A 23,427-nucleotide genomic window follows, 5' to 3' on the forward strand; every position below is an offset into this window, starting at 1 on the left:
CCCGAACCTGCTCTTTCGTGTCGGTGCTCGGCGTTAACGTCGGAACATGGGATACGAATTTCAAGTCACAGTAGATTCGGCGCACCCGCACGAACAGGCGAAGTGGTGGGCCGCGGCACTCGGGTGGGCAGCGGAGCCTAGCGACGAAGACTTCATCAGAGGCCTCGTCGCCGCTGGTCACGCCAAGGAATCCGACACCACGACGTTCGAGGGAGTTCTCGTCTGGCGTGAAGGTGCGGCCATCAGCGATCCGGAGCATCCCGAACGTCCCCGCGTTCTGTTCCAACTGGTTCCGGAATCGAAAACGGTGAAGAACCGTCTCCACTTCGACATACGAGTGGGCGACAAGCGCGAGGATGTTGCAGCGCAACTCGAGGAGGTGGGAGCGACGATCCTGCACCGAGGAGCACAGGGTCCGAGCGTGTGGATCACGATGACCGATCCCGAAGGTAACGAGTTCTGCATCAGCTAGCGGTAGGAACTCGGCGTATCGCCGGTCCATCGTTTGAAGGCACGACGGAAGGCGCTGGGCTCGGAGAATCCCAATCGCGCCGAGAGCACTTCGACGGATTCTCCGCGTCGCAAACCGGCGATGGCTACGTCGCGGAGCACTTCCTCGCGTAGTTGATTCAGTGAGGTGCCGTCACGCCGCAGTAGTCGACGCAGATGGGGAACGCTGATCGAGAGCATCTCGGCGATCTCCTCGGCCGTGGAGGTTCGTCCCTTCACTCCGAGTTCGAGGACCCGTCGCACCTGTGCCGACGCGGTGCTGTCGTAGTCGCGTTCGGACATGAGCTGAATCGGCGATTCTCGGAGGTATTCCTCCAGTGTTTCTTCGGTCTGGATGATCGGTGCACGCATGGCCGAGTTGTCGAACTCCAGTGCCGCTCGCTGCGCGCCGAAGGTGACGGGCGCTCCGAAGATGTAGTCGTAGTCCTGGGCCAACCGCGCATCCGGCGCAGAGTACGGAAATTCGACGGCCCGCAGTCGGACGCGCTTTCCGATCAACCATGCGGAAAAGCGGTGGAGCAAGATCAGGACAAAATCGGTCGTCACACGTTCCGCAACATCCCGCTCGGCGACACCTTCGCGTGCTCGGACAGCGAAACTCACCCGGGTGCTTTCTTCGCCCTTCTCGATCGACAGTGGGGCCAGTGCCGGTAGTGCACGGATCACGTCGGACATTCGGACAAAGGCCGATCCGAGATCAGGGCAATGGATCAACGTCAGGCAGATCAATCGGAAAGTGCCACGGGGCACCGGGGCGGATCCGAGGCCGAACAATTCGTCGTCGGTGATCTGCCAGGTGGATTGGATGAACGTGGTGACCTGAGTCGGAGTCAGCCGGGCGCGAGGGTCGGACAATGTCTCGAGGTCGATCCCAGCAGCGCGCAGTGCGCCGGACAAATCGACGTTGTTGTCCGGTGAGAACGCGAGGTAGCGGTGGACGAAGGCGGTCGGGATTGTCCGCGCTGTCATGGGTGCGCTGCTCCTTGGAGCAGGTGGAGACGGCGTGCCGCTTCGGACAGAATGTGGTCCTGCTTGCAGAAGGCGAAGCGCACCAAGTGCTTCCATTCGTCGCGGTTGTCCGCGAACACGTCGACCGGTACCGCCGCGACGCCGATACGCTCGGGCAGCGCGCGGCAGAACTCTCCCGCGTCGGTCTCACCCAACGGTCTGATGTCGGCAAGGAGGAAGTACGTGCCGCCGCCGGAATGCACCGTAAAACCGGCTTCGGCCAGGGCTTTGCCGAGCACGTCCCGTTTGCCTTGCAAGCTCTCTCGAAGTTCGACCACCCACGGCTGTTCGTTGGTCAGCGCATACGCAACGGCAGGTTGGAATGGTGCGCCGGCGACAAATGACATGAACTGCTTGGCAGCACGAACGCCGTCGATGAGTTCGCGAGGGCCGATCGCCCATCCTGTTTTCCAGCCGGTGACATTGAAAGTCTTTGCGGCACTGGACACCGTGACGGTGCGCTCACGCATACCCGGAAGAGACGCCATCGGTGTGTGGGTGAGACCGTCGAACACCAAGTGCTCGTAGACCTCGTCACTCAACACGATCAGGTCGCGTTCGCACGCGAGTTCGGCGATCGCTCGAAGTTCTTGATCGGTGAACACGGTGCCGGTGGGATTGTGAGGACTGTTGACGATCAGCATCTTCGTCTTGGCGGTGATCGCGTTGCGCAAGGCATCGAGATCGACCGCGAATCCGTCTCCCGAGGCGACCAGAGGAACAGTGCGACGCACCGCGCCGGCCAATGCGACGGATGCTGCGTAGGAGTCGTAATACGGCTCGATCAGCACTACTTCTTCGCCGGGTTCGACCAGTCCGAGGATCGCAGCACTGATCGCCTCGGTGGCACCGACGGTGACCAGAACTTCGGAGTCGGGATCACTGTCGAGCCCGTAGCGGATGCGCCGATCCTCCGCGATTGCTTGACGCAGGACGGGCATGCCCGGCCCGGGTGGGTATTGGTTGACGCCCTCGGCGATGGCTCGACGCGCTACTTCGAGCATGGCCGCAGGACCGTCGGTATCCGGAAAGCCCTGACCGAGGTTGACCGCGTCGTGAAGTGTGGCCAACGCTGTCATCTCGGCGAAGATCGTGGATGCGAACGGCTGCAGACGCGAGACGGTGCGGTTGCGGGGCGTCGAAGGCATCTTTGCAGCTTAGTCGGCTGAGACCGCATCCTCACATCTGCTCGGGCGCGGTGCTTGTCACGTTTGAATCGCCGCCGTCGTCCAACTCTGTAGAGAGCATCGAATCCGGTGCTGTAGAAGATACGGAGGCTTGCCATGACTCGCATTCCCGCAGTGACACCGTCAGAAGCCAGTCCGTTGATCAAGGTGGCCTACAAATTTGCCGCCAGGCAGTACGACGAAGTTCCCGAGCCTTTTGCCGTCCTGGCCAATCATCGGAAATTGTTCGTCGCCGCTGCCCGTCACGAGATGGCCGTGCAGAAGGCGTCGAAGGTGCTGCCGTCGAACATTCGTGAACTGGCCGTCTATCGCGTCGCCTGGACTGTCGGCTGCTCGTGGTGTGTCGACTTCGGGACGATGCTCTCGCGCCTGGACGGTTTGGACATCGACAAGCTGAAAGGGATCGCGAATTACCGGGATTCACCGAAGTACAGCGAGGACGAGCGGGCCGCGATCGCCTACGCCGACGCGATGACCGGCGACCCACACGGCGAGCATGGCGTGACGGACGAGCAGGTCGCAGACCTCGAGCGCAGGTTCGGACGCGCGGGCGTCGTGGAACTGACCTATCAGATCGGGCTCGAAAACATGCGCGCCCGGATGTACTCGGCGTTGGAGATCACCGAGCAAGGGTTCAGTACCGACTCGTGCCGCGTGCCCTGGGCGGAAGAATGATGCGGTAGCTCGTCTACGGCAACTATCGACAATGCTCCGCAGATACGTGATCAGGATTGACTAGTTCACGCATCTGCGGAGCATTTCGGCTTGTTAGGTCCGCACTTGCGACCTACGATCACCTCGTGCCCAACATTCGAATCCGCGAAGCTGCCGGTCTGCTCGGTGTCAGTGACGACACTGTTCGGCGGTGGGTCGACGGTGGGCTTCTCGAAGCGACGACGGACGACTCCGGCCGCAAGGTCATCGACGGCGCCGAGTTGGCAGGCTTCGCCAGGTCCAATGCCGGACCCGCACCGGCCGATCCGCTCACCGGTGCAAGTTCGGCCCGCAACCGGTTCGCCGGCCTCGTCACCAAGGTCGTCACCGACAAGGTGATGGCACAGGTCGAAATGCAGTGTGGGCCCTTCACCGTCGTCTCTTTGATGAGCACCGACGCGGTTAGGGAACTCGGACTCGAAGTCGGAAGCATCGCCGTCGCGATAGTGAAGGCCACCACGGTCATAGTGGAAACCCCGTAACTCTGAAAACGCCGTAGTTCTGAACATACTGGAGGATATTCGTGAAACGCGTACTCGGACTTGTTGCAGCAGGCGCATTTTCGCTTGCTCTGGTGTCAGGTTGTAGTTCCTCCGACAACTCTTCGCCGGAGACGTCGTCGGCTGCTCCGACCACAACCACTTCGAGCGAGAGTGCCACGGGAAGCATCACCGTCTTCGCGGCGGCGTCACTCAAGAACACCTTCACCGAACTCGGCAAGGAGTTCGAGTCCGAGAACCCCGGTTCCAAAGTCACTTTCAGCTTTGCGGGATCTTCGGACCTCGTCGCCCAGATCACCCAAGGTGCGCCCGCAGATGTGTTCGCTTCGGCTGACGCCGCCAACATGACCAAGGCCACCGATGCCGGTGTCGTTGCAGGGTCAGCCTCGGACTTTGCGAGCAATACCTTGACGATTGTTGTGCCTCCGGGCAATCCGAAGGGCATCGCGTCGTTCGCCGACCTGGCGAAGGAGGGGACACAACTGGTGATCTGTGCTCCGCAGGTTCCGTGTGGCGCGGCCACGAAGAAGGTCGAGACGGCCACCGGTGAGACCCTCTCGCCGGTCAGTGAAGAATCGTCGGTGACCGACGTTCTCAACAAGGTGACATCCGGCCAGGCCGATGCCGGCATCGTCTACGTCACCGACGCGAAGTCCGCCGGTGACAAGGTGCAGACCGTCGCGTTCCCGGAAGCAACCGCGGTGGTCAACCTGTACCAGATTGCGGTGCTGAAGGATTCGAAGAATTCGGCTACGGCAACCAAGTTCGTAGACTTCGTGAAGGGGCCGAAGGGCCTGGCAGTTCTGAGTGACGCGGGATTCGCTGCTCCGTGACACGCCTACGACCGGCAACCCGCGCTCCGCTCGGGTTGCCGGTGTGGATTTACCTTCCTGCGCTGATCGGCGGGGCCTTTGTCATAGCTCCCTTGGTCGCGATGCTGGCCACCGTGCAGTGGTCGCAGTTCTGGGAACTCGTGACCTCCGAATCATCGGTTGCTGCACTGAAATTGAGTTTGAAGACGGCGGCGATGAGCACGGTGCTGTGCATCCTGTTCGGGGTACCGATGGCCGCGGTGTTGGCACGCAGTCACTTTCGGGGACTGTCCGTTCTCCGGTCCTTGATTCTGCTCCCGCTGGTTCTGCCGCCGGTCGTGGGCGGTATCGCGTTGCTGTACACGTTCGGCCGCAAGGGGTTGATCGGTGAGCAGTTGGAAGTGCTCGGCATCCAGATAGCCTTCTCGACAACTGCGGTCGTCCTGGCGCAGACGTTTGTTGCCCTGCCGTTCCTCGTCGTCAGCCTCGAAGGTGCGCTACGCACTGCAGGCACGCGATACGAGGCAGTGGCCTCGACGCTCGGTGCCCGCCCTACCACCGTGCTTCGCCGGGTGACGCTGCCGTTGGTTCTTCCCGGTCTGGTGTCAGGGGCAGTTCTGGCTTTCGCTCGTGCGCTGGGAGAATTCGGTGCGACGCTGACGTTCGCGGGAAGTCTGCAAGGGGTGACGCGCACCCTGCCGCTGGAAATCTATCTCCAGCGTGAGACCGATCCGGATGCAGCGGTTGCGCTTTCGCTGGTGCTGGTAGTCGTCGCGGTCATCATTGTGGTTGCGGTGCGTGGACGCGGATCGGCGGGTTCGTTGTGAGTGGCCTCCACGTCGACATCGAGATTCCTGAGCGCGACGTCGTCGCGGCGTTCGACGTCGCGGCCGGTGAGGTGACCGCCATCCTCGGACCCAACGGCGCAGGCAAGTCGACCGTTCTGGCGGCAGTTGCCGGACTGCATCATCCGCGGCGCGGGTTGATCGAACTCAATTCCCGCGTTCTCACCGATACCAGCAGGGGAGTCGCATTGGCGCCGCATCGGCGCGGCACCGCCCTACTCGCGCAAGAGGCACTGCTCTTTCCACATCTCAGCGCGGCGGCGAACGTGGCGTTCGCGCCGCGCAGCGCAGGACGGTCGCGTCGCGATTCCGCCGAGACTGCTCGCCATTGGCTCGACGCAGTCGACGCCGGCGAATTGGCTGACCGCAAGCCTTCACAGCTCTCCGGCGGCCAAGCACAACGCGTCGCAGTGGCGAGGGCATTGGCTGCTGAACCCGAACTGCTGCTGCTCGACGAACCGATGTCCGCGCTCGACGTCGCGTCGGCCCCGGCGCTGCGGTCGTTGCTGCGCAGAGTGCTCCGGACCGGGGATCGCACAGCCGTACTCGTGACGCACGACGCTCTGGATGCGCTGGCCCTTGCCGACACCGTTGTCGTTGTGGACGGTGGCCGGGTTGTCGAACGTGGTGACGTGCGAACAGTTCTGACTCGCCCGCGAAGTGCGTTCGCCGCACGCATCGCGGGGATCAACTTGCGCAGTGGCACGATGGCAGGCGACGGTGTTCTCAGGAGCCCGACCGGAGTGGACATCGCAGGTCAGACCGAGTCCGAATTACTCGCCGGCAGTGCCGCTGTGGCGGTCTTCGAACCGCGAGCGGTATCGGTCTACCTTGAACCGCCGCACGGCAGCCCACGAAACGCGTTTGCAGTCACGGTCGCCGAGATCGAAAACCGAGGCGATGTCGTCAGAGTCCGAGCCGAGGACGACGCCGGCCAGCCTGGTTTGTCTGCCGACATCACGGCCAGTGCAGCGGCCGAACTCGATCTGGTTCCGGGAACGGCCGCTACGTTTGTGGTCAAGGCCACCGAAACACTGATCTACGCTCAGGGCGCCGGCTCGTAGACGTCCTCTGCGATCGAATCCGCATAGAGAGCAACGATTTCGGAAACATACTTCTCGGCTATCGGCTTGCGCCTGAGTTTCATCGTCGGTGTCAGCTCCTCGCCGCCAGGCTCCCAGAACGTGGTGAGCACGTGAAACCGCTTGATCTGCTCGGCCCTCGAAAGTCGCGAGTTTCCCTCGGCGACAGCAGCTGCAACGATGTCGACGATCCGAGCGTCCTTGGCGAGCACCGCGGCGTCGACCGCAAGTCCCAGTGAGCGTGCCGCTTCGACCGCGGCGTCGGCGCTCAGAGTGATCAATGCTGTGTTGAACTTCCGGCCGTCACCGATCGTCACTACTTCACCGATCAACGACGACGACGTCTTCACCGCCGTCTCGATGGCTGCGGGTGACATGTTCTTTCCCGACGCATTGATGATCAACTCCTTCTTGCGATCGATCACCGTGAGGTACCCGTCCGCGTCGGCGGTGACGATGTCTCCGGTCGAGAGCCAACCGTCGGCGCTGATCGCCTCTGCCGTCTTCGCGGGTTCGCCGCGATACCCCTTCATGACCAGCGGTCCTCGAACCAGTAGCTCGCCATCGGCCTCGATGCGCATTTCCATGCCCGGGAGCAACTTTCCGACCGTTCCGAGCTTGGTCGGCTCGGCCGGCGCTGTACTCGCAATGCATGTCAGTTCCGACATTCCCCAGATCTCCGAGATCGGAACTCCGAGGGCCGCAAAGAATGCCAAGGTGTCCGGCGGAATGGGCGCTGCGCCGGAGATGGCCCACTTCAATTCGGCAAAGCCCAGTTTCGCACGCAGGGCGGAGAGGACCATCGCATCGGCTCGGGCGTAGTCCGCTTCCAGTTCGGCGGGGACTGTTTCACCGGCTCGCAAGTGTGCGAGCCGAGTGCGACCGACGTCGAGTGCCCACTGCAATGCCGCTCGCCGCGCGTCGTCCGGTTCGTTGGCGACGGCCGATTCGACGGCAACCTTCAGCTTTTCCCACACACGGGGGACGCTGCCCCAGATCGTGGGGCGACAGTCCGGAAGCGCAGCCGCTACCTGGCTCGGATCCGGCACGACAGTGATCTGGGTGCCGAACACCATTTGCATGTACAGGCAGGTGAGCCGATCGGCGATGTGCGCCGACGGCATGTACGAGGTGATGCGGTCACCGAACTCGACGGGGAGTACAGCACTGACGGCGGTGGTTTCGAACAACAGACAGGCATGAGTCGTCTCGACGCCCTTGGGGTTGCCGGTCGTGCCGGAGGTGTAGATCAACGTGGCGACGTCGTTCGGTTTCACCGCACGCCAGGTGCTCTCGAAATCGAAATCGGCGGCAGCAGAGGACTTCATCTGCTCCAGCGTCAGGGTGCCGGACTGCTGGGCAGACGGTTGCGCGTCGACGACCACGATCGTGTCGAGTGTGGCACCGGATCGGCGAACGGTATCCACGTACTGGGCCTCGCAGACGAGCACTCGCGCACCGGAATTGGCGAGGATGTAGTGGATGGCTTCGGGTGCCGACGTGTTGTAGATGGAGAAGGATGTCGCGCCGAGGTGTTGGGCGCCGACGTCGATCGGGTAGAACTCGATGCGGTTACTCATCATCAAGGCAACCGTATCGCCATGTCCCACGCCGATTCCGGCCAATCCCGCGGCAACATCGCGAACCTGTTCGCCGTACGCGCGCCACGTCAGTGTTCGCGCATCGCCGATGTCTCGCAAAGCCACCGCGTCGGGCGCTACCGCCGACACTCGTTGGAAGGCTGCACACAACGTGGTCATGACGTTCTCCTGGATGCATTCGTCGGGGCTGCTGTGTTTTTCGGTACTGCCGCCGTGGTTCTGGCTTCGAGTTCGCGGATCAGGTCGTGTGCCTGTTTGTCCCTGGCCAGGTAGCCGTCGGCAAGGACATTGACGAAACCGCGTCCCCACGCCCAGGGCTCCCAGGCCGCGGGGGCAAGGGTCCGGCCGGCGCGGCGCGCGATCGCGTCGGCGATGACCGTCGCGGCACGGTCAGGGGAGATTCGATGGCGGAGGGGTCCGGGCAGTCGAGCGTCGAGCTTGCGCCCGATCTCGTCGTCGTCGAGAGTTGCGCGCGCAAGTTGTGTGTCCACCATCCCGAAGTACGCGACACCGGCCGTGGCGCCGTAGCCGGCAACCTCCAAACGCAGAGCCCGCCCGAGCGCTTCGACGCCGGCCTTGCTGATCATGTACGACGCTCCGCCCAAACCGGGGGCGAACGACGCGGCCGAGGACACGACGACGATGTGCCCACTGTTGCGGATCACCTCGTCGATGGTCGGATGCACGGTATTGAAGACACCGGTGAGATTGACGTCGACTACTCGATCGAAGGCGTCGGGATCGATTTGGCGCAATGTTGCCGGGGGAGGGGTGATTCCGGCGTTGGCCACCACGACGTCGATTCTGCCCAGCTGATCGACAACCGTGCGCGCGGCTGCTTTCATACCGTCCCGATCGCGGACGTCGGCCGTCACCGTCACGACTCGCCGTGACTCGAATGCGCGCTCGGCTGCTGCCAGCGAACTCTGGTTGACATCGACCAGCGCCACCGTCGCCCCACGTCGGTGGAGAGTGCGCGCCAACGCCGCTCCGATACCGTCGCCTCCGCCGGTGATCAGTACGACCTTACCGGCGACGTCGAAGTCGATCCGGCGTCCGGGCAGTGGAATGCCCAGATCGCGGACTGTTCCTGCAAGCGCGGACAAGCGTCCCGTCATGGCTTCAGTGCCTTCCGTGTAGAGCGCGTATGAGAACCTTGACCAGCCAGTCGATTCGGGCGGTCCGTCGAAACGTCGTCAGTGGTAATGGCGAACGGAACCGTTGCCTGGTCATCGAACGGGCATAGGTGAACTCTTTCAGTCCGTCGGGGCCGTGAACGCGTCCGAAACCGGATGCTCCGACCCCACCCAGCGGCAGGTTGGGAACTGCGGCATACATCACGTAGGAGTTCACCGACGCTCCTCCCGATCGGAGTCGATCTGCAATTGATACTCCGTCCTTGCCGAACACGCTTGCTCCCAAGGCGTATGTCGACGCATTGACCAATTCCACCGCCTCGTCCATCGAGCTGACTTTGGTGATGGTCATCGTCGGGCCGAAGGTCTCCTCCGTGACGGCGAGGCTGTCTTCGGGCACGTCGACCATGATGGTCGGTTGCACGTACTGACCGGAGATCGTGCCGAGCCCGCCGAGAACGACACGTCCGCCCCGCGATACCGCGTCGTCTATGTGGCGCCGGATGACGGCGACTTGCGAGGGCATGGTGATCGGACCGATCTTGTCGTCGGCATCAGGACCTGCATGAATTCGAGCGGCCAGAGTGGTTGTCTTGTCGAGGAACTCGTCGTAGACGTGTTCGTGCACGTACACACGCTCGACGCCCAGACAGGTCTGACCGGAGTTGGACAACGCTCCCCACACCGCAGCATCCGCGGCGGCGCCGACATCTCCGTCGGAATCGAGGACGAGTGCGTCCTTACCGCCACATTCCATCAACACCGGTGTGAGGGTCTCGGCGCACGCTGCCATGACTTTCTTGCCAGTCGCGGTCGATCCCGTGAACCCGATCTTGTCGACACCGGCCAGGCACAGTGCCGCGCCGACCGCACCGTCACCTGTGACAACTTGCAGCACAGGATGTTCAGGGACGACCTCGGCAAACGCTCGGACCAACCATTGCCCGACTGCCGGCGCGAACTCACTCGGCTTGTAGACCACGGCATTGCCGGCAGCCAGCGAAAACGAGAGCGAACCGAGCGGGGTGAAGACCGGATAGTTCCACGGACCGATCACACCGACTACCCCGAGAGGTCGATACTCCACCGAGGCGGCCTGATTGACCGTCAACAAACTGGAGCGGACGCTGCGCCTGCCCAATACCTTTCGAGCATTCTTAGACGCCCACGCGAGGTGTTCGAGCGCCATGGCAATTTCGAGCATTGCGTCGGGGTGAGGCTTGCCCATGTCCCGGTGCACGACGTCGGCGAGTTCGGATGCTCGACGAGCGATGATTCCTCGCCACCGATCCAGTCGGTGGGCGCGTTGCTCGAATGTCAGTTCTGCCCACCATTCGGAAGCCGTACGGGCGTCGCGCACTGCCTGTGTCACCGTGTCGTCGGACGCCTGTGTGGTCGTGTCGATCTCGGTCGCCGTCATTGTGGAGTTCCTTGAAGTGTGTGGTGGACGGCGCCGTCGGCCCAGTTGCGGGTCACGCGGTCGAGGATCGTTCGGGACAGAGACAGAATCGGGGCGAACCACGGCTGCGCCTGCACCGCGAACGTCCAGGTGAGAAGGCTTCCAGTCGAAGTCGGTTCCAGCACCAGATCTTCGGCGAAACGCTTGAATCCCGGGATTGACGCAGACTCCACGTAGAACGTCATCCGGCGCCCCTCGTCCCAGCGGAAGAATCTCTCGCCCAGTGCGGCAAAAGCGCCGGCCCGCACAGTTCGCGTCGTACCGATGCCGAATGGTCTGGCCGAGGTCCAGTCGGATCCGGTGATCCCGCGCGCCCACGACGCGAGCGCACCGTCCGAGGTCAACGTCCGCCACAAGCTTTCACACGTCGCTTCGGACTCGATCCGGTGAGTGATCACCAGCGGAGCGGAGCGGATGAAGTCTGCGTCGGCCGCCGCGAGCGGGAATTTTCGCTTCACAGGTCCACCACCAAAGACCCACCGGTGGAACGTGATCGACAGGTCAACATCGAATCGGTGCGTTCCGATTCGGTGAGAAGGGTGTCCCGATGGTCGACGGTCCCCGCGAGCACCCGGACCTTGCAGGTACCGCAGAAGCCCTGTTGGCAGGAATACGCGACGCCGGGAAGTGCGCGTCGTATTGCCGCCAAGGCACTTTCGGACTCGCCGACATCGACGGTGAGACCGGTGCGCGCCAGGTGCACAGTGAATTTTTTGCCGTCGACTACCGGTAGCGGCGAGAAGCGCTCACTGTGTACCGATCCGGTCGGGTTGCTCGTGAAGGCTGCCGCGCGCACCTTGTTCATCAGCGGCGTCGGTCCGCACGTGTACACCGCGGCGCCGGGATCCGCAGCGGAGAGCAGTGTTTCGACATCCGGCGGACCCAACTCGTCGTCCGGCCGGATGGTTACCCGGCCGCTGGAATACTCCTCGATCTCGTTCAGGAATGGCATGGCTGTGCGGGTTCGTCCGAGATAGTCCAATCGCCACGGGATTCCGCGACGGTGGCAACGCTGCACCATCGGAAGGAGCGGAGTGATCCCGATTCCGCCCGCAACAAAGAGATACGACGGAGCCGCGACAAACGGAAACGCATTCCGTGGCCCTCTGACGTCCACCGCCATTCCAGGTTTCAGCGACTCGTGGATCTCGCGTGAGCCGCCACCGCCCTCGTCTATCCTTCGGACGGCGATCCGATACGAGGTCAAGTCGTCGGGGTCGCCGCACAGCGAGTACTGTCGTTGCCTTCCCGAGGGGAGAAAGACGTCGAGGTGGGCGCCGGGAATCCACGACGGCAGGGCGATGCCTTCCCTCGGGGTCAAGGTGACACTCAGGACGTCGTCACACTCGAACCGGACGGACTTCACGTCCAGCGTCATGTCGAACCCGCTGTAGCGGACCGGGTTGGGACGCGAAAGTATCTGCGCTGCAGGACTGGTTGCGAAGATCCGACGGTATGCGCTGGTGGCCTGCGCGGCAAACCTCAACGACCGGGTCGGTGTGAAGCCGTGTGCGTCGTGAGGACGGTCGGCAGCCGTCTTGTTCATTCTTCACTCTTTTCGGAAGAACGATTGGCGGCAGGTGAGCGAGCGAGGTAGCGCATGGCTACGTCCATGTCCCCGATCTGGGACGGATGGAAGCTCGGCCGCAGATACGGAGGAATCTCGGTGATCAGGAATTTCATGTTCGGTACCAGTCCACGACGAGTGGCGCTGATCAGCTGCAGAGGCCACAGTCGACCCTTCGCCTTCGACGGGTCCTGCCGGAAAAGGTAATTCATCGAGGCGATGAACAGTACGAACAACGTGAAGCTGGCCAGCAGCGCCGTGCGAACGCGTCGGGAGTAGCTACCGTCGACGTACATGTAGGCGTCGAAAGCGACGTTGCGGTGCTCGACTTCTTCAGCGCCGTGCCACTTGACCATGTCGAGCATCACCGGGTGCATGCCGGCATCTTCGAGGGCGGGATCGGTGAGCAGCCATTCCCCGACCACTGCCGTGTAGTGCTCCATGGCAGCAAACAAGCCGAGACGTTCACAGAGCCAGGCGTGCTTGGCTTTTCCGGTCAATCCTTTGTCGCCCAATATCTTGTCCACGAGCCAGTCCATGCGGCGTGCCATCGGTTTCATGTCCATGCCGAGGTCCGCAAGGTGTTCGCGTGCACCTTTGTGCGACGACGCGTGTGTTGCTTCCTGGCCGACGAAACCCACCACCTCTTCGTGCAGTCGGGTGTCCTCGATGAGAGGGAGCGCTTCGGCGAGCGTCGCGGACATGGCCCGCTCTCCCTCGGGTAACACGAGATGCATGAAGTTGATGACGTGGGTGACCATCGGTTCGTTCGGCACGTAGTGCAGTGGTACACCGTCCCAGTCGAATTCGACGTCACGGGCGGCGATGGCATGTGCTTCGTCGGTGTAGCGGCGAGCGCCGGACGGTGCGATGACGGGTGTGCCTCGGAAGGCGTTGATGCCGAGCATTATCGGCTCCTCACGGTTTCTCGAGCAGTGGTGAGTGATGTGGACGAGACAGGTTGTACCTGCGTGTAGTGAGTGAGGTCAGCCTGTTTGGTCCTGGCGCGGAAGGATCGGTTGAATCCGGGATAGAAGGTGTAATTGCGGCCGCCGTCGACGAGGTAGTAACTACTGCACCCGCCGGCGTTCCATACGCTGGAGGCGAGTCGGCGGTCGGTCGCGCGCACGAACTCTCTCTGCACGTCTGCCCGGACGTCGATACTGCCGATGCCGCGCTCGTCCATCTGAAGAATGCAGCTCACGATGTATTCGACCTGCGCTTCGATCGTGACGACCTGCGAGGTGTAGACCACCGAGTTGGGGCCGAGGATCATGAAGAAGTTCGGAAACCCGCTGATGGTGGTGCCGAGGAAGGCTTCGGCACTGCCGTTCCACGCCTGCGCGAGGCTGCGGCCGTCCGTACCTCGGATGATGTCGAAGGACGGGTTGTCTCCCATGCGAAAACCGGTACCCATGACGATGGTGTCGACTTCGCGGAAAGTGCCGTCCGCGGTGAGTACACCGCGCTCCTGTACCTCGACGATTCCGTCCGTCACCACCTCCACGTTGGGTGACGCCAGCGCGGGATAGTAGGTATTCGAGAACGTCGGACGCTTGCATCCGAATGCGTAGTGAGGGAGTAGCTTTGCGCGAAGCTCGCGGTCGCGTACCTGCCGGCGAAGGTGTGCTCGGCCGAGTGCGGCCAACCCTTTGAGCAGTGACGGCTTGTACACGAATCCGGGTACCAGGGCTTCTTGAAGTAGGTCGAGTCCCTTGCGTGCGAGTCGCTGGGTGAGCGGTACCCGCTCGAACAGCGCGCTGGGCCAGCCCGTCATCGGCTGATCCGGGTGCGGCAGGATCCACGTCGGTGTCCGCTGGAATACGGTCAGCGAGTTCGCGAGCGGTTGCAGTCTGGGGATGATCTGCACTGCGGAGGCGCCGGTGCCGACCACGGCTATGCGTTCACCGCGAAGGTCGTGGTCGTGGTTCCAGTCTGCGGTGTGGAACATCTGACCACGAAACGATTCGAGTCCGGGGAGGTCGGGTGTGGCGGGGGCGCTGAACGGGCCGGTGGCCGCCACCAGGAACTGTGCCTCCCACACGGTTTCCGCGGTGTGCACCCGCCAGATCTGGGCCTGCTCGTCCCACGAAGCTTCTGTCACGTCCTGGTTGCAGTGGAAATGACCGGCCAGTCCGAAGCGATGGACGCAATCCCGGAGATAGTCGTAGATCTCGGGCTGTAGCGGATACAGCCGCGTCCAGTTCGGATTGGGCGCAAACGAGAACGAGTACAGAATCGACGGGATGTCGCACTGTGCACCGGGGTAGGTGTTGACCTGCCAGGTTCCCCCGGGCTCCGCAGCGCGTTCGAGAACGACGAAGTCGTCGATCCCGGATTGCTTCAAGCGGACAGCAGTTCCGATGCCGCCGAAGCCTGCTCCGATGACGACGACTCGTGTTCGGCGAGTTGGAGTTTCCTCTTCACCGGCCGATGGCCCCGAGGTTGGGTCGATGTCGACCATGTGTGACGCCTCCTGATTGGTGCGTGAACAACTGAACGAAGAGTAAGTCTGACATCAAGTGATGTCAACAGCGATTGATGTCAGAATTGAATTGATTGACATCGTGCGATGTCAGTTCGCTTGCCGAGGTCGCCGCGATAACCTGAGGTCGAGAGCACTGCCTGTCAGTGAGAACATGGGGACATGACGGATACCGAGGCTCGGCGCACCGGCCCGCGCAGGTGGCGTGGGCAGGAACCAGAAGATCGCCGCGCCGCGCGCCGGGCACAGCTGATCGAAGCCGGGTTGCAGATCATGGGCACCGAGGGTGCGGCCGCCGCGACCATGCGTGCGACCTGCCGCGAGGCTGCGCTGACCGAACGGTACTTCTACGAGAGCTTCGCCAATCGTGACGAACTGCTGGTCGCCGTGCTCGACGAGGTCGTTCTCGGGGCACGCGACACTATTCTGGACGCTCTCGAGGCGGCGCCTTCCGAACCGTCGGCCCTGATCCGTCACGTGGTGAAGGCCTTCACCACCTACGTATTCAAGGATCCGCGCCGTGGACGCATCATGTTCGTCGAATCCCAGGCGGAACCTGCGCTGTGGGATCGAGGGCGAGAATTGATGGCGGAGTTCACCAATCCGATCTCCGCGTCGCTCGAGCTGATGTACGGCGGCGAGGCAACCGACTCCGCGAACTCCGAACTCAATTCGGTGGGGCTGTTCGGTGCCCTCGCGTTCATCTATCAGGCGCACACCCCGTCCTCCAAGATCTCTCGAAAGCGTTTGGTGGAACACATTTCGCTCATGGTCGAGGCGCAGGCGACGGTCAACAGCACGCCCGCGAGAAAAGAATGACGTCCGCGTCGGCCACAGGCGGAAAGCGTCTCGGTCCCGAAGACCGGCGTGAGCAGATCATTGTCAGCGCGGCAAAGGTTTTCGAGGAGAAGTCTTTTGCCGACGTCTCGATGACCGAGTTGGCCAAGGCGGCCGGGGTCGGTCGTCCGCTGCTCAATCATTACTTCGGCTCCAAGCGGGAGTTGTATCTCGACGTCGTGCGGCGGTTCGTCTTCATTCCCGAAGTGGCGGTGGACCGCATTCCGCGATCGGCGAGCCAGGAGAAGCGGATCGGCGCCGTGATCGATCGGTGGCTCGACGTCGCCTGGCGTCATCGCGACATGTGGATCTCGACAGTCATGTCCGACGACCTCCGCCGTGATCCCGAGATGGATCGGATCCTGCAGGATGCTGACGACGTTGCTGCGCGACGCATGATGGATGCGCTCGAGATTCGACCGAGTGAAGGCAGCGAGGCTGCTGTTCATTCGATGATCGTGGCGTACGGAGGACTGGCGAAGGCCGCCAGTAAGCAGTGGTTGGTGACGGGAGCGCTCGACCGCGAACAGGTGCACCTTCTGCTGGTACGCAGTTTGCTCGCCATCGTGCGTGACGTTCTGCCGGCGTGCGAGGCGGATTCCTGATTACTCAGAGTGATCTCGCCACGAGGTCTTTCATGACTTCGTTCGATCCGGCGTAGATTCGCTGAATACGAGCGTCGGCGTACATCTGAGCGATGGGATATTCGAGTATGTAGCCGTACCCGCCGTGTAGTTGCACGCAGCGGTCGATCACGGCGCACTGCTGATCGGTGAGCCAGTACTTGGCCATCGCGGCGGTAGTCGCATCGAGCTGCCCGGCAAGGTATTTGACGATGCAGTCGTCGATGAACGTTCGTGAGATACGAGCGATGGACGCGCACTCGGCAAGTTCGAAGCGCGTGTTCTGCAGATCGAAGAGCGTTTGCCCGAACATGTTTCGGGATTTGGTGTACTCGACGGTGAGGGCGACTGCACGCTCCATTGCCGCAGTGGCTGCAACTCCGCAGATCAATCGTTCAGGCAGTAGCTGCTGCATCAGCTGGGCAAACCCTGTGCCTTCGCGGTCCCCGAGCAGGTTTGTTGCAGGCACCCGCAAGCGGTCGAAGAACAGCTCGGTGGTGTCCTGGCCCTTCTGTCCGACCTTCTCGAGTATTCGCCCGCGCTCGAAACCCGGTGTGTTGTCATCGACCTCGGCCACGATGAGCGACACTCCACGCGCTCCGAGGCTGGGATCGGTCTTGGCGGCAATGATCACCAGATCACAATTGCGACCGTTGGAGATGAATGTCTTTGCGCCGCTGATCAGATAGTCGTCACCGTCGCGGACGGCGCGGGTGGTGATGTTCTGCAAGTCGGATCCGGTGCCGGGCTCGGTCATGGCGATTGCGCCCACCCACTCGCCACTCGCCAGCTTCGGTAGCCAGCGCAGTTTGTGCTCGTGATCGGCGTAGGCATTGAGGTAGTGCGGCACGATTCCCGAGTGCACACCGAGTTGGAGTGAATGATCACCCGCCATCACCTGCTCGTGGAACAGCACGGCATCATGCGCAAAAGTTCCTCCTCCGCCGCCGTACTCGGTGGGGATCGACATGCCGGCGAGGCCGAGCGTCCCGAGTTCCCGATAGGCGGATTTGTCGGGAAAACCCTGGGACGCGAAGCGTTTCTGGTGCGGTGTCACGTGTTTGGCGAAGAAGTTCCTCGCCAGTTCGCCAACGGCCTCCAATTCGTCGTCCATCCACGGGGAGCGTCGTTCGGTGGTTCGGGTTGCGGTTGATACTTGCGTCATCGTGATTTCTCCCGATCGATGAAGTGCGACCCACGAGCGGATCTGGCTCCACCTATCATCCACACTGTTGACGCAGTGTCAATAAGCGGGTGGCCGAATCGACCTCCAGACCCGCTTCGGATACCAGGGCAGCCGCCCGCAAGAATGGGACGGCACAGACACGATCGAACCGGCGCGAAGGATGGGCAGTGGACCCCGAAGAAACATCAGCGGGTCACGAGTCCAACCTCCCGGCGCCGCGTCCGGCTCGCAGCGTCCTGTTCGGATTGCCGCCGGTGGGAAACCGGTATCCCGGAGCAATTCGGGTCGCACTCGCCTTGGCGATTCCTGCGGCTGTCGCGACACTGCTCGGATTCGGGCCCTCGTCCCTCCTGGTCGGGCTCGGTGCATTCGCGTCGATCTACGGTGAGGGACGTCCGTACCGGAGCAGATGGAAGGCAGTCGGTATCGCCGCGGCGGCGTTGACGATCCTGTCCTTCATCGGGGCATCGGTGGGGGAGCCGGTCCACCGAGCGATCTCCGAAGGCGCGCCGACGGTGCTGCTCGTCTTTGTCGTGCTGATCATGGCCATCGTGGTGTCGACCTGCGCCTTTACCGTCGACGCGCTTCGATTAGGCCCACCGGGCGCGTTCTTCCTGCTGCTGACCACCGAGATCAGTTCGGTGATCGCCACTCCCGGGCAGCCGCCGATCGAGGTTGCGATGTGGACGGCAATCGGCGGGATCAGCGCGGTGGTCGTCTCGATGACGGGAATCCTGTGGGCACCGCGAGCGATCGAACGCAGCGCGGTACAGGCAGCCGTCTCGGCTGTTGCGGAGTACACGGAAGCGCAGGCGAAGTACGCCCCGCCGGAGCAGACGCGAGACAAACGGCACGCTGCAGCACTGCGGCTGCACGACGCGTGGCAGTGCCTCTACCGCGGCGCAATCGTCGGGAAAGACCACCCGTTGACCCGTGAACTCGAACGAGCACAAATCGCGATGGCCAGGGCGATCTCCGACGACCACGATCCCGAACTCATGGCGGACCCCGCGTTCGACGTCGACGAGGTCGGGGCGCATCCGCCCCTGCCCGACCCGACGATCCGGTATCGGTTTCTCCGCGCCTGCAATCCGTCCAGCCGAGCGTCGATCACGGCACTTCGGCTGTCCATCGCCTGTATGGCGGCGGGAACCCTCACCGTTCTACTCGGTATCGATCGCCCGGACTGGGCGGTGATCGCCGCGGCGATGGTCCTGCATCAAGGACCGGATCGAATACTGGGCACCTATCGCGGAATCCATCGCATCGGCGGAACCGTCCTCGGGTTGATTCTGTTGGGCGCCATATACGCCTGGAGTCCGACCGGTCTGTGGCTGGTGGCTGTACTTGCCGTCCTGATGGCGGGGATCGAACTGTTCCTGGTGCGGAACTACGGGATCGCCGTCATCTTCATCACCGCTCTGGCAATTCTCCTCGGCGCTGCCGGTGGTGCACACGGGACCGTCCAGCATCTGATCCTCAGCCGCATGCTCGAGACGGCAATCGGCGTCGTCGTGGCGTTGATCGTCCTGTGGACGGTCGGGCGCGGGGCACATCGACGCACTCTGATCTGGGTCGACGAGCGTGCCGACAGCGTCCTGTTCAAGCTGCTGACCGAAATCCGCGCAAGGCACTATGCACCACAAGCGAATTGGTCCGAGCTTTCGGAGCTTCGACGCGACCTGGACTTCGAACTACGAGGCAGCACGATGGCCGGGATCGACGCCGCCCACAACGAACCCGAGTGGGCGTCGCAGCAGTGGAGAACGCACACCGCACTGCATCACCTGGGATCGGATGTGCTGCACCGACTGTGGTTCGGCACGCAGGTGTCCAGGTCTCACCTCGAAGAATGGGAGTCTCGCTACCTGCGCTCGGGTTCGGTGTGATCGAGCATCGGGACGGCACTGAACTTGGCTGGGTTCGCAATGTCGTAGGCCGCACACACAACTCCGTCGCGAACCGTGAAGCCGGCAACGCGAGCGGCGAACTGCGGGTACCGGTCATCTCCGGGGGAGCCGGCGAATACACCACCGAGCTGTCCGTTGACGAGAACCGGTGACATCGAAAACAGCGCCGCCGGTCCGTACTTGCGTGCCAGGCCCAGGTAGAACCGTGCCACACGATCACTGCCGCGCACGACGTTGACCGCCGTGCGAGTTGTTCCGCCTGCGTCGCCGATCAGCACGGCATCGGGATCGAGTGCTTCGATCACCGCGTTCAGATCCCCACTCGCGATAGCCATGACCAGTCTTTCGACGGCGGCAGCATGCTCCTCGCTGCTGACCGGGACGGGCGCCGACGCTGCGGCTCTACGGGCTCGCGAGGCCAACTGACGGGCGGCGGCGACTTCGATGTCGAGGATTCGGGCTACCTCGGCGAACGGTACGTCGAAGCCGTCGTGCAGGACAAAGGCAACGCGTTGCGCGGGAGTAAGAGTGTCCAGGACGACGAGGGCCGCAAAACGATTCTGTTCCTGCGTCACGACGTACTCGAGGGGATCGGGTGTCGCTGAGGGTGTGCTCACGGTGGCGTCGACGGGCGTGACGATCGGCTCCGGAAGCCACTGTCCTACATAGCTTTCTCTCCGGACTGCGGCCGATTTGAGATGATCGAGGCAGATGCGACCCACAACAGTGGTGAGCCATCCGCGCAGCTCGCGGATCTCCAGCTCTTCACCTCGCGTGGTTTCGGCTACTTGGAGTCGTATCCATGCTTCCTGCACCGCGTCCTGAGCGTCGCTGAAACTTCCGGTGAGACGGTAGGCCACCGACGTCAGATGGCCACGGTGTTGCTCGAAGTCCTGCGCGGTAGTCGGCGAAAGCATGCCCTCATGATACGGACTTCACACTTTAAATCCGGCATGAATGTAACCGTTGACCCAGGTAGTGGGTGCCGACGTATGGTTTCGACACTGCTAACGGCTCGATTCTGTCTTCACATTCATTGGAGTCTCACGTGTTTCGGTCTTCGCTCTTGTCGTCATTGAACTGTTGTCGTTGAACTGACTTTCCCAACACCTGCCTGTGCCGATCGCCGCACAAGGCGATCCGGACAGGTGTCGTCGTAAATTTCACCAATCATCCTCTAAAGGAAGCAACTTCATGATTCGCCCTCGCCTTGCGCGCTCCATAGCCGCAGTCGTCGCTCTTGTCACACTGTCCAGCCTTGCCGTGGCCTGCTCGGGCTCTTCCGACGAAGTCGTCAAGACCGCCGACGGCAAGACCGTCCTGCGGTACGAGGGCAGTACCGGACAGGTCATCTACCCCGAACTCGCTGCCGATCTCGGCTACTTCGACAACGTGGAACTCAACTGGATCGGCGACACGACCAGCGGTCCTCAGAGCATTCAGAATGCCGCGACCGGTCAGACCGAATTCGGTGGTGCGTTCAACGGTGCGGTGGTGAAGTTGGCTTCCGCGGGTTCACCGATCACCTCGGTGATCGGGTACTACGGCTCCGACAAGCAGAGCTTCAATGGGTACTACGTTCTCGACGACAGTCCGATCAAAACGGCCAAAGACCTGATCGGTAAGAAGGTCGGGATGAATACACTCGGCGCCCACCACGAGTTCGTCGTTCGTGAATGGCTTGCGCGGGAGGGGCTTACGCCGGACGAGATCAAGCAGGTTGAACTGATCGTGGTGCCTCCCGTCAACACGGAGCAAGCGCTGCGCCAGGGACAGATCGACGTTGCCACCCTCGGCTCGGTCTTCCGTGACTCCGCGCTCGAACGCGGTGGTCTTCGCGAGCTGTTCACGGACGAATCACTGTTCGGCTCGTTCACCTACGGCACGTTGGTGTTCCGTGACGACTACATCGCGAAGAACAAGGAAGCGGTCGCCGATTTCGTACAGGGAACAGCGCGAGCGATCCGCTGGACCCAGACGCACCCACGTGAGGAAGTGATCGCGAAGCTGACGTCGATCATCAACAGTCGCGGACGCAACGAGGACACCAAGCTCATCAGTTACTGGAAGAGCCCGGGAGTCGCCGGCCCCGGCGGAACGATCACCGATACCGAGATCAGCACGTGGATCGACTGGCTCACCCGTAACGGCGAACTCGAAGAGGGGAAGTTGAAGCCGTCGGACATCTACACCAACGAATTCAATCCATACGCCAACGGAACGTATTCACCCGACAGCGGCGCTGACGGACAGGCACTGGAGGCCGCAAAATGAGCACAGAACCGAAACTAAGGCTCGAGCACGTCACCAAGCAGTTCGACATTCGTGGGACCGACGAAGTTTTCACCGCGGTCGAGGACATCAACATCGACGTGGCGCCGGGGGAGTTCCTGGTCCTCGTCGGGCCGAGTGGGTGCGGTAAGTCGACTCTGCTGGACCTCCTCGGCGGACTGAGTTCGCCGACTTCCGGTCGAATCCTTCTGGACGGCAAGCAGATCACCGGACCCGGCTTGGATCGGGGAATCGTCTTCCAGCAATACGCGCTACTTCCATGGCGAACTGCACGTCACAACATCGAGTTCGGACTCGAAGCGAAGGGCGTGAAGAAGAGCGAGCGACGCGAGCTCGCCGAGCATTACCTCGAATTGGTCGGTCTGCAAGGTTTCGCGGATCGCTATCCGCACGAGTTGTCCGGTGGAATGAAGCAGCGAGTCGCGATCGCCCGCAGCCTGGCCTTCGACCCCGAAGTGTTGCTGATGGACGAACCGTTTGCAGCGCTGGACGCACAGACGCGAGAGTCTCTGCAGGACGAGCTTCTGCGCATCTGGAAAGCCACCGGTAAGACGATCTTGTTCATCACTCACGGAATCGACGAGGCCATCTACCTGGGGCAGCGCGTTGCCGTGCTGACGTCGAGGCCGGGGCGTGTCAAGACGATCGTCGACATCGACATCGACAGGTCCGGCGACGACGTGCGATCCGGCGAGGAGTTCCGAGTGTTCCGGCACCGGATCTGGACGCTGCTGCACGGTGAAGTGGAACGCGCACGGGCGGGCGAGCTCGACCCAGCCAAGGAGGTTGCACATGTCTAGCGCATTGGCGACACCGGAAGTGGTCGCGGACCCCGAACCGTTGCACGACAAAGCACCTGGCATTCAGCAGCGGAGCCAGGCCGGCGGCAAGGCGGCGCGGTACGTTGGATCTGCCGCGTGGCGGATTGCCAAGCCGTCGATAGCGATCGCGATTTTCCTCGGGATCTGGGAAGCCGCACCTCGGTTGGGCTTGGTGGACAAGGTTTTCCTTCCGCCCTTCAGTGAGGTTGTGTCCGCGTTCTTCACTCTTGCCGGGAACGGTCAACTGCAAGAGCACGTCTCGGCCAGTCTGACGCGTGCGTTAACCGGATTCTTCGTGGCCATCGCGATCGCGATTCCGTTGGGAATTGCGATCGCCTGGTATCGTCCGGTCTCCGACTTCCTCAACCCGATTCTCGAATTGTTCCGCAACACAGCAGCCTTGGCTCTGCTTCCCGTTTTCGTACTGATTCTGGGCATCGGTGAAGAGTCGAAGATCGCCCTGGTGATTTACGCCTGCACCTTCCCGATTCTGCTCAACACCATCTCCGGTGTGCGCACGGTTGACCCGCTGCTGATCAAGTCCGCTGCCTCTCTGGGGTTCTCGTCGATTCGACTGTTCCAGAAGGTAGTTCTGCCCGCTGCGGTGCCCACGATCTTCACCGGAATTCGCATGGCCGCCGCGTCGTCGATACTCGTGCTGATCGCCGCCGAGATGGTCGGTGCCAAAGCCGGTCTCGGATACCTGATCACTGCCTCACAACTCAATTTCCAGATCCCGAACATGTACGCGGGTATCGTCGCGATCTCGTTGTTGGGTCTGACAATCAACGCGATTCTGGTCCTGATCGAACGTCGGCTCTCACGCTGGCGCGTCACCACCTGATCTGCACC

23 protein-coding genes are annotated in these 23,427 nt (G+C 62.3%); 12 read left to right on the forward strand and 11 right to left on the reverse strand.

Annotated elements, in window-relative coordinates; genetic code table 11:
- The first annotated feature begins 46 nt into the window (after positions 1-46).
- Positions 47-472, forward strand: coding sequence for a VOC family protein (locus ACFWAD_RS09555; RefSeq protein WP_378543168.1), 426 nt, complete (start codon positions 47-49; stop codon positions 470-472).
- On the opposite strand, the gene ACFWAD_RS09560 is transcribed toward ACFWAD_RS09555, so the two are convergent.
- Together ACFWAD_RS09560 and ACFWAD_RS09565 are read right to left on the reverse strand one after the other, a co-directional pair.
- Entirely contained in the window at positions 469-1,479 is a 1,011-nt protein-coding gene (locus ACFWAD_RS09560; protein ID WP_378532216.1) for an AraC family transcriptional regulator, read from the reverse strand. The two genes, ACFWAD_RS09555 and ACFWAD_RS09560, sit on opposite strands and share 4 nt — an antisense overlap.
- A complete protein-coding gene (locus tag ACFWAD_RS09565; protein WP_378543170.1) occupies positions 1,476-2,666 on the reverse strand; it encodes a pyridoxal phosphate-dependent aminotransferase in 1,191 nt (396 codons plus the stop codon). Before ACFWAD_RS09565 ends, ACFWAD_RS09560 begins: the two co-directional genes overlap by 4 nt.
- 135 nt (positions 2,667-2,801) lie before the next feature.
- Between ACFWAD_RS09565 and ACFWAD_RS09570 the strand changes: the two genes are divergently transcribed.
- From ACFWAD_RS09570 to ACFWAD_RS09590, 5 genes are all read left to right on the forward strand, one after another.
- Positions 2,802-3,380: a carboxymuconolactone decarboxylase family protein gene (locus tag ACFWAD_RS09570; RefSeq protein WP_378543172.1), complete on the forward strand. Its 579-nt coding sequence runs from the start codon at positions 2,802-2,804 to the stop codon at positions 3,378-3,380.
- A gap of 125 nt (positions 3,381-3,505) precedes the next feature.
- Positions 3,506-3,901, forward strand: a complete 396-nt coding sequence (locus ACFWAD_RS09575; RefSeq protein WP_378446207.1) for a molybdopterin-binding protein — start codon at positions 3,506-3,508, stop codon at positions 3,899-3,901.
- 41 nt (positions 3,902-3,942) lie between these two features.
- Complete coding sequence (gene modA, locus ACFWAD_RS09580; protein WP_378543174.1) at positions 3,943-4,752, forward strand: molybdate ABC transporter substrate-binding protein; 810 nt, start codon at positions 3,943-3,945, stop codon at positions 4,750-4,752.
- Positions 4,749-5,558 carry an ABC transporter permease gene (locus tag ACFWAD_RS09585; RefSeq protein ID WP_378532223.1) on the forward strand — a complete coding sequence of 270 codons (810 nt, stop codon included), beginning with the start codon at positions 4,749-4,751 and terminating at the stop codon, positions 5,556-5,558. Before modA ends, ACFWAD_RS09585 begins: the two co-directional genes overlap by 4 nt.
- Positions 5,555-6,640, forward strand: coding sequence for an ATP-binding cassette domain-containing protein (locus ACFWAD_RS09590; RefSeq protein ID WP_378543176.1), 1,086 nt, complete (start codon positions 5,555-5,557; stop codon positions 6,638-6,640). Before ACFWAD_RS09585 ends, ACFWAD_RS09590 begins: the two co-directional genes overlap by 4 nt.
- Here ACFWAD_RS09590 and fadD11 read toward each other — a convergent pair.
- The 7 genes from fadD11 to ACFWAD_RS09625 are packed head-to-tail and all read right to left on the reverse strand — an operon-like array spanning position 6,622 to position 14,885.
- Positions 6,622-8,418: a fatty acid--CoA ligase FadD11 gene (gene fadD11 / locus ACFWAD_RS09595; RefSeq protein WP_378543178.1), complete on the reverse strand. Its 1,797-nt coding sequence runs from the start codon at positions 8,416-8,418 to the stop codon at positions 6,622-6,624. The genes ACFWAD_RS09590 and fadD11 overlap by 19 nt on opposite strands.
- Positions 8,415-9,377 (reverse strand): SDR family oxidoreductase, encoded by a 963-nt coding sequence (locus tag ACFWAD_RS09600; RefSeq protein ID WP_378543180.1) that lies wholly within the window; start codon positions 9,375-9,377, stop codon positions 8,415-8,417. Before ACFWAD_RS09600 ends, fadD11 begins: the two co-directional genes overlap by 4 nt.
- Positions 9,378-9,381: 4 nt before the next feature.
- Positions 9,382-10,815 (reverse strand): aldehyde dehydrogenase family protein, encoded by a 1,434-nt coding sequence (locus ACFWAD_RS09605; RefSeq protein WP_378543182.1) that lies wholly within the window; start codon positions 10,813-10,815, stop codon positions 9,382-9,384.
- Positions 10,812-11,312 (reverse strand): SRPBCC family protein, encoded by a 501-nt coding sequence (locus ACFWAD_RS09610; RefSeq protein ID WP_378543184.1) that lies wholly within the window; start codon positions 11,310-11,312, stop codon positions 10,812-10,814. The genes ACFWAD_RS09605 and ACFWAD_RS09610 overlap by 4 nt, the downstream gene beginning before the upstream one ends.
- A complete protein-coding gene (locus ACFWAD_RS09615) occupies positions 11,309-12,400 on the reverse strand; it encodes a PDR/VanB family oxidoreductase (RefSeq protein WP_378543186.1) in 1,092 nt (363 codons plus the stop codon). The genes ACFWAD_RS09610 and ACFWAD_RS09615 overlap by 4 nt, the downstream gene beginning before the upstream one ends.
- Positions 12,397-13,329: a metal-dependent hydrolase gene (locus ACFWAD_RS09620; protein WP_378532239.1), complete on the reverse strand. Its 933-nt coding sequence runs from the start codon at positions 13,327-13,329 to the stop codon at positions 12,397-12,399. Before ACFWAD_RS09620 ends, ACFWAD_RS09615 begins: the two co-directional genes overlap by 4 nt.
- A complete protein-coding gene (locus ACFWAD_RS09625; protein ID WP_378543188.1) occupies positions 13,329-14,885 on the reverse strand; it encodes a flavin-containing monooxygenase in 1,557 nt (518 codons plus the stop codon). Before ACFWAD_RS09625 ends, ACFWAD_RS09620 begins: the two co-directional genes overlap by 1 nt.
- A 183-nt stretch (positions 14,886-15,068) precedes the next feature.
- Between ACFWAD_RS09625 and ACFWAD_RS09630 the strand changes: the two genes are divergently transcribed.
- Together ACFWAD_RS09630 and ACFWAD_RS09635 are read left to right on the forward strand one after the other, a co-directional pair.
- A complete protein-coding gene (locus ACFWAD_RS09630) occupies positions 15,069-15,725 on the forward strand; it encodes a TetR/AcrR family transcriptional regulator (RefSeq protein ID WP_020908817.1) in 657 nt (218 codons plus the stop codon).
- Positions 15,722-16,348 carry a TetR/AcrR family transcriptional regulator gene (locus tag ACFWAD_RS09635; RefSeq protein ID WP_020970505.1) on the forward strand — a complete coding sequence of 209 codons (627 nt, stop codon included), beginning with the start codon at positions 15,722-15,724 and terminating at the stop codon, positions 16,346-16,348. Before ACFWAD_RS09630 ends, ACFWAD_RS09635 begins: the two co-directional genes overlap by 4 nt.
- Positions 16,349-16,352: 4 nt before the next feature.
- Here the strand turns inward: ACFWAD_RS09635 and ACFWAD_RS09640 are convergent, their stop codons facing one another.
- Positions 16,353-17,480 (reverse strand): acyl-CoA dehydrogenase family protein, encoded by a 1,128-nt coding sequence (locus tag ACFWAD_RS09640; protein ID WP_378532766.1) that lies wholly within the window; start codon positions 17,478-17,480, stop codon positions 16,353-16,355.
- 239 nt (positions 17,481-17,719) lie between these two features.
- On the opposite strand from ACFWAD_RS09640, the gene ACFWAD_RS09645 reads away from it, so the two are divergent.
- Complete coding sequence (locus ACFWAD_RS09645; protein WP_378532243.1) at positions 17,720-19,441, forward strand: FUSC family protein; 1,722 nt, start codon at positions 17,720-17,722, stop codon at positions 19,439-19,441.
- Here the strand turns inward: ACFWAD_RS09645 and ACFWAD_RS09650 are convergent.
- On the reverse strand, positions 19,417-20,379 hold the full coding sequence (locus ACFWAD_RS09650; protein ID WP_378532245.1) for a sigma-70 family RNA polymerase sigma factor: 963 nt from the start codon (positions 20,377-20,379) through the stop codon (positions 19,417-19,419). The genes ACFWAD_RS09645 and ACFWAD_RS09650 overlap by 25 nt on opposite strands.
- Positions 20,380-20,656: 277 nt before the next feature.
- On the opposite strand from ACFWAD_RS09650, the gene ACFWAD_RS09655 reads away from it, so the two are divergent.
- Genes ACFWAD_RS09655 through ACFWAD_RS09665 form a run of 3 tightly spaced genes read left to right on the forward strand, consistent with a single transcriptional unit; the run spans position 20,657 to position 23,419 of the window.
- Entirely contained in the window at positions 20,657-21,736 is a 1,080-nt protein-coding gene (locus ACFWAD_RS09655) for an ABC transporter substrate-binding protein (RefSeq protein WP_378532247.1), read from the forward strand.
- Positions 21,733-22,554 carry an ABC transporter ATP-binding protein gene (locus tag ACFWAD_RS09660; RefSeq protein WP_003940477.1) on the forward strand — a complete coding sequence of 274 codons (822 nt, stop codon included), beginning with the start codon at positions 21,733-21,735 and terminating at the stop codon, positions 22,552-22,554. The genes ACFWAD_RS09655 and ACFWAD_RS09660 overlap by 4 nt, the downstream gene beginning before the upstream one ends.
- On the forward strand, positions 22,547-23,419 hold the full coding sequence (locus ACFWAD_RS09665; protein ID WP_378543190.1) for an ABC transporter permease: 873 nt from the start codon (positions 22,547-22,549) through the stop codon (positions 23,417-23,419). Before ACFWAD_RS09660 ends, ACFWAD_RS09665 begins: the two co-directional genes overlap by 8 nt.
- Positions 23,420-23,427: the final 8 nt, after the last annotated feature.

Origin of the sequence: Rhodococcus sp. NPDC059969, assembly GCF_042738325.1 — a bacterium.
Taxonomy (GTDB): domain Bacteria; phylum Actinomycetota; class Actinomycetes; order Mycobacteriales; family Mycobacteriaceae; genus Rhodococcus_F.

What these genes read in the sequence shown, in the direction of transcription:
- ACFWAD_RS09625 (WP_378543188.1), bottom strand. Translation starts at nt 14,885, where the DNA reads ATGGTCGACATCGACCCAACCTCGGGGCCATCGGCCGGTGAAGAGGAA.
- ACFWAD_RS09555 (WP_378543168.1), top strand. Translation starts at nt 47, where the DNA reads ATGGGATACGAATTTCAAGTCACAGTAGATTCGGCGCACCCGCACGAA.
- ACFWAD_RS09665 (WP_378543190.1), top strand. Translation starts at nt 22,547, where the DNA reads ATGTCTAGCGCATTGGCGACACCGGAAGTGGTCGCGGACCCCGAACCG.
- ACFWAD_RS09570 (WP_378543172.1), top strand. Translation starts at nt 2,802, where the DNA reads ATGACTCGCATTCCCGCAGTGACACCGTCAGAAGCCAGTCCGTTGATC.
- ACFWAD_RS09600 (WP_378543180.1), bottom strand. Translation starts at nt 9,377, where the DNA reads ATGACGGGACGCTTGTCCGCGCTTGCAGGAACAGTCCGCGATCTGGGC.
- ACFWAD_RS09635 (WP_020970505.1), top strand. Translation starts at nt 15,722, where the DNA reads ATGACGTCCGCGTCGGCCACAGGCGGAAAGCGTCTCGGTCCCGAAGAC.
- ACFWAD_RS09565 (WP_378543170.1), bottom strand. Translation starts at nt 2,666, where the DNA reads ATGCCTTCGACGCCCCGCAACCGCACCGTCTCGCGTCTGCAGCCGTTC.
- ACFWAD_RS09560 (WP_378532216.1), bottom strand. Translation starts at nt 1,479, where the DNA reads ATGACAGCGCGGACAATCCCGACCGCCTTCGTCCACCGCTACCTCGCG.
- ACFWAD_RS09660 (WP_003940477.1), top strand. Translation starts at nt 21,733, where the DNA reads ATGAGCACAGAACCGAAACTAAGGCTCGAGCACGTCACCAAGCAGTTC.
- ACFWAD_RS09615 (WP_378543186.1), bottom strand. Translation starts at nt 12,400, where the DNA reads ATGAACAAGACGGCTGCCGACCGTCCTCACGACGCACACGGCTTCACA.
- ACFWAD_RS09605 (WP_378543182.1), bottom strand. Translation starts at nt 10,815, where the DNA reads ATGACGGCGACCGAGATCGACACGACCACACAGGCGTCCGACGACACG.
- ACFWAD_RS09640 (WP_378532766.1), bottom strand. Translation starts at nt 17,480, where the DNA reads ATGGACGACGAATTGGAGGCCGTTGGCGAACTGGCGAGGAACTTCTTC.
- ACFWAD_RS09655 (WP_378532247.1), top strand. Translation starts at nt 20,657, where the DNA reads ATGATTCGCCCTCGCCTTGCGCGCTCCATAGCCGCAGTCGTCGCTCTT.
- ACFWAD_RS09650 (WP_378532245.1), bottom strand. Translation starts at nt 20,379, where the DNA reads ATGCTTTCGCCGACTACCGCGCAGGACTTCGAGCAACACCGTGGCCAT.
- ACFWAD_RS09630 (WP_020908817.1), top strand. Translation starts at nt 15,069, where the DNA reads ATGACGGATACCGAGGCTCGGCGCACCGGCCCGCGCAGGTGGCGTGGG.
- fadD11 (WP_378543178.1), bottom strand. Translation starts at nt 8,418, where the DNA reads ATGACCACGTTGTGTGCAGCCTTCCAACGAGTGTCGGCGGTAGCGCCC.
- ACFWAD_RS09620 (WP_378532239.1), bottom strand. Translation starts at nt 13,329, where the DNA reads ATGCTCGGCATCAACGCCTTCCGAGGCACACCCGTCATCGCACCGTCC.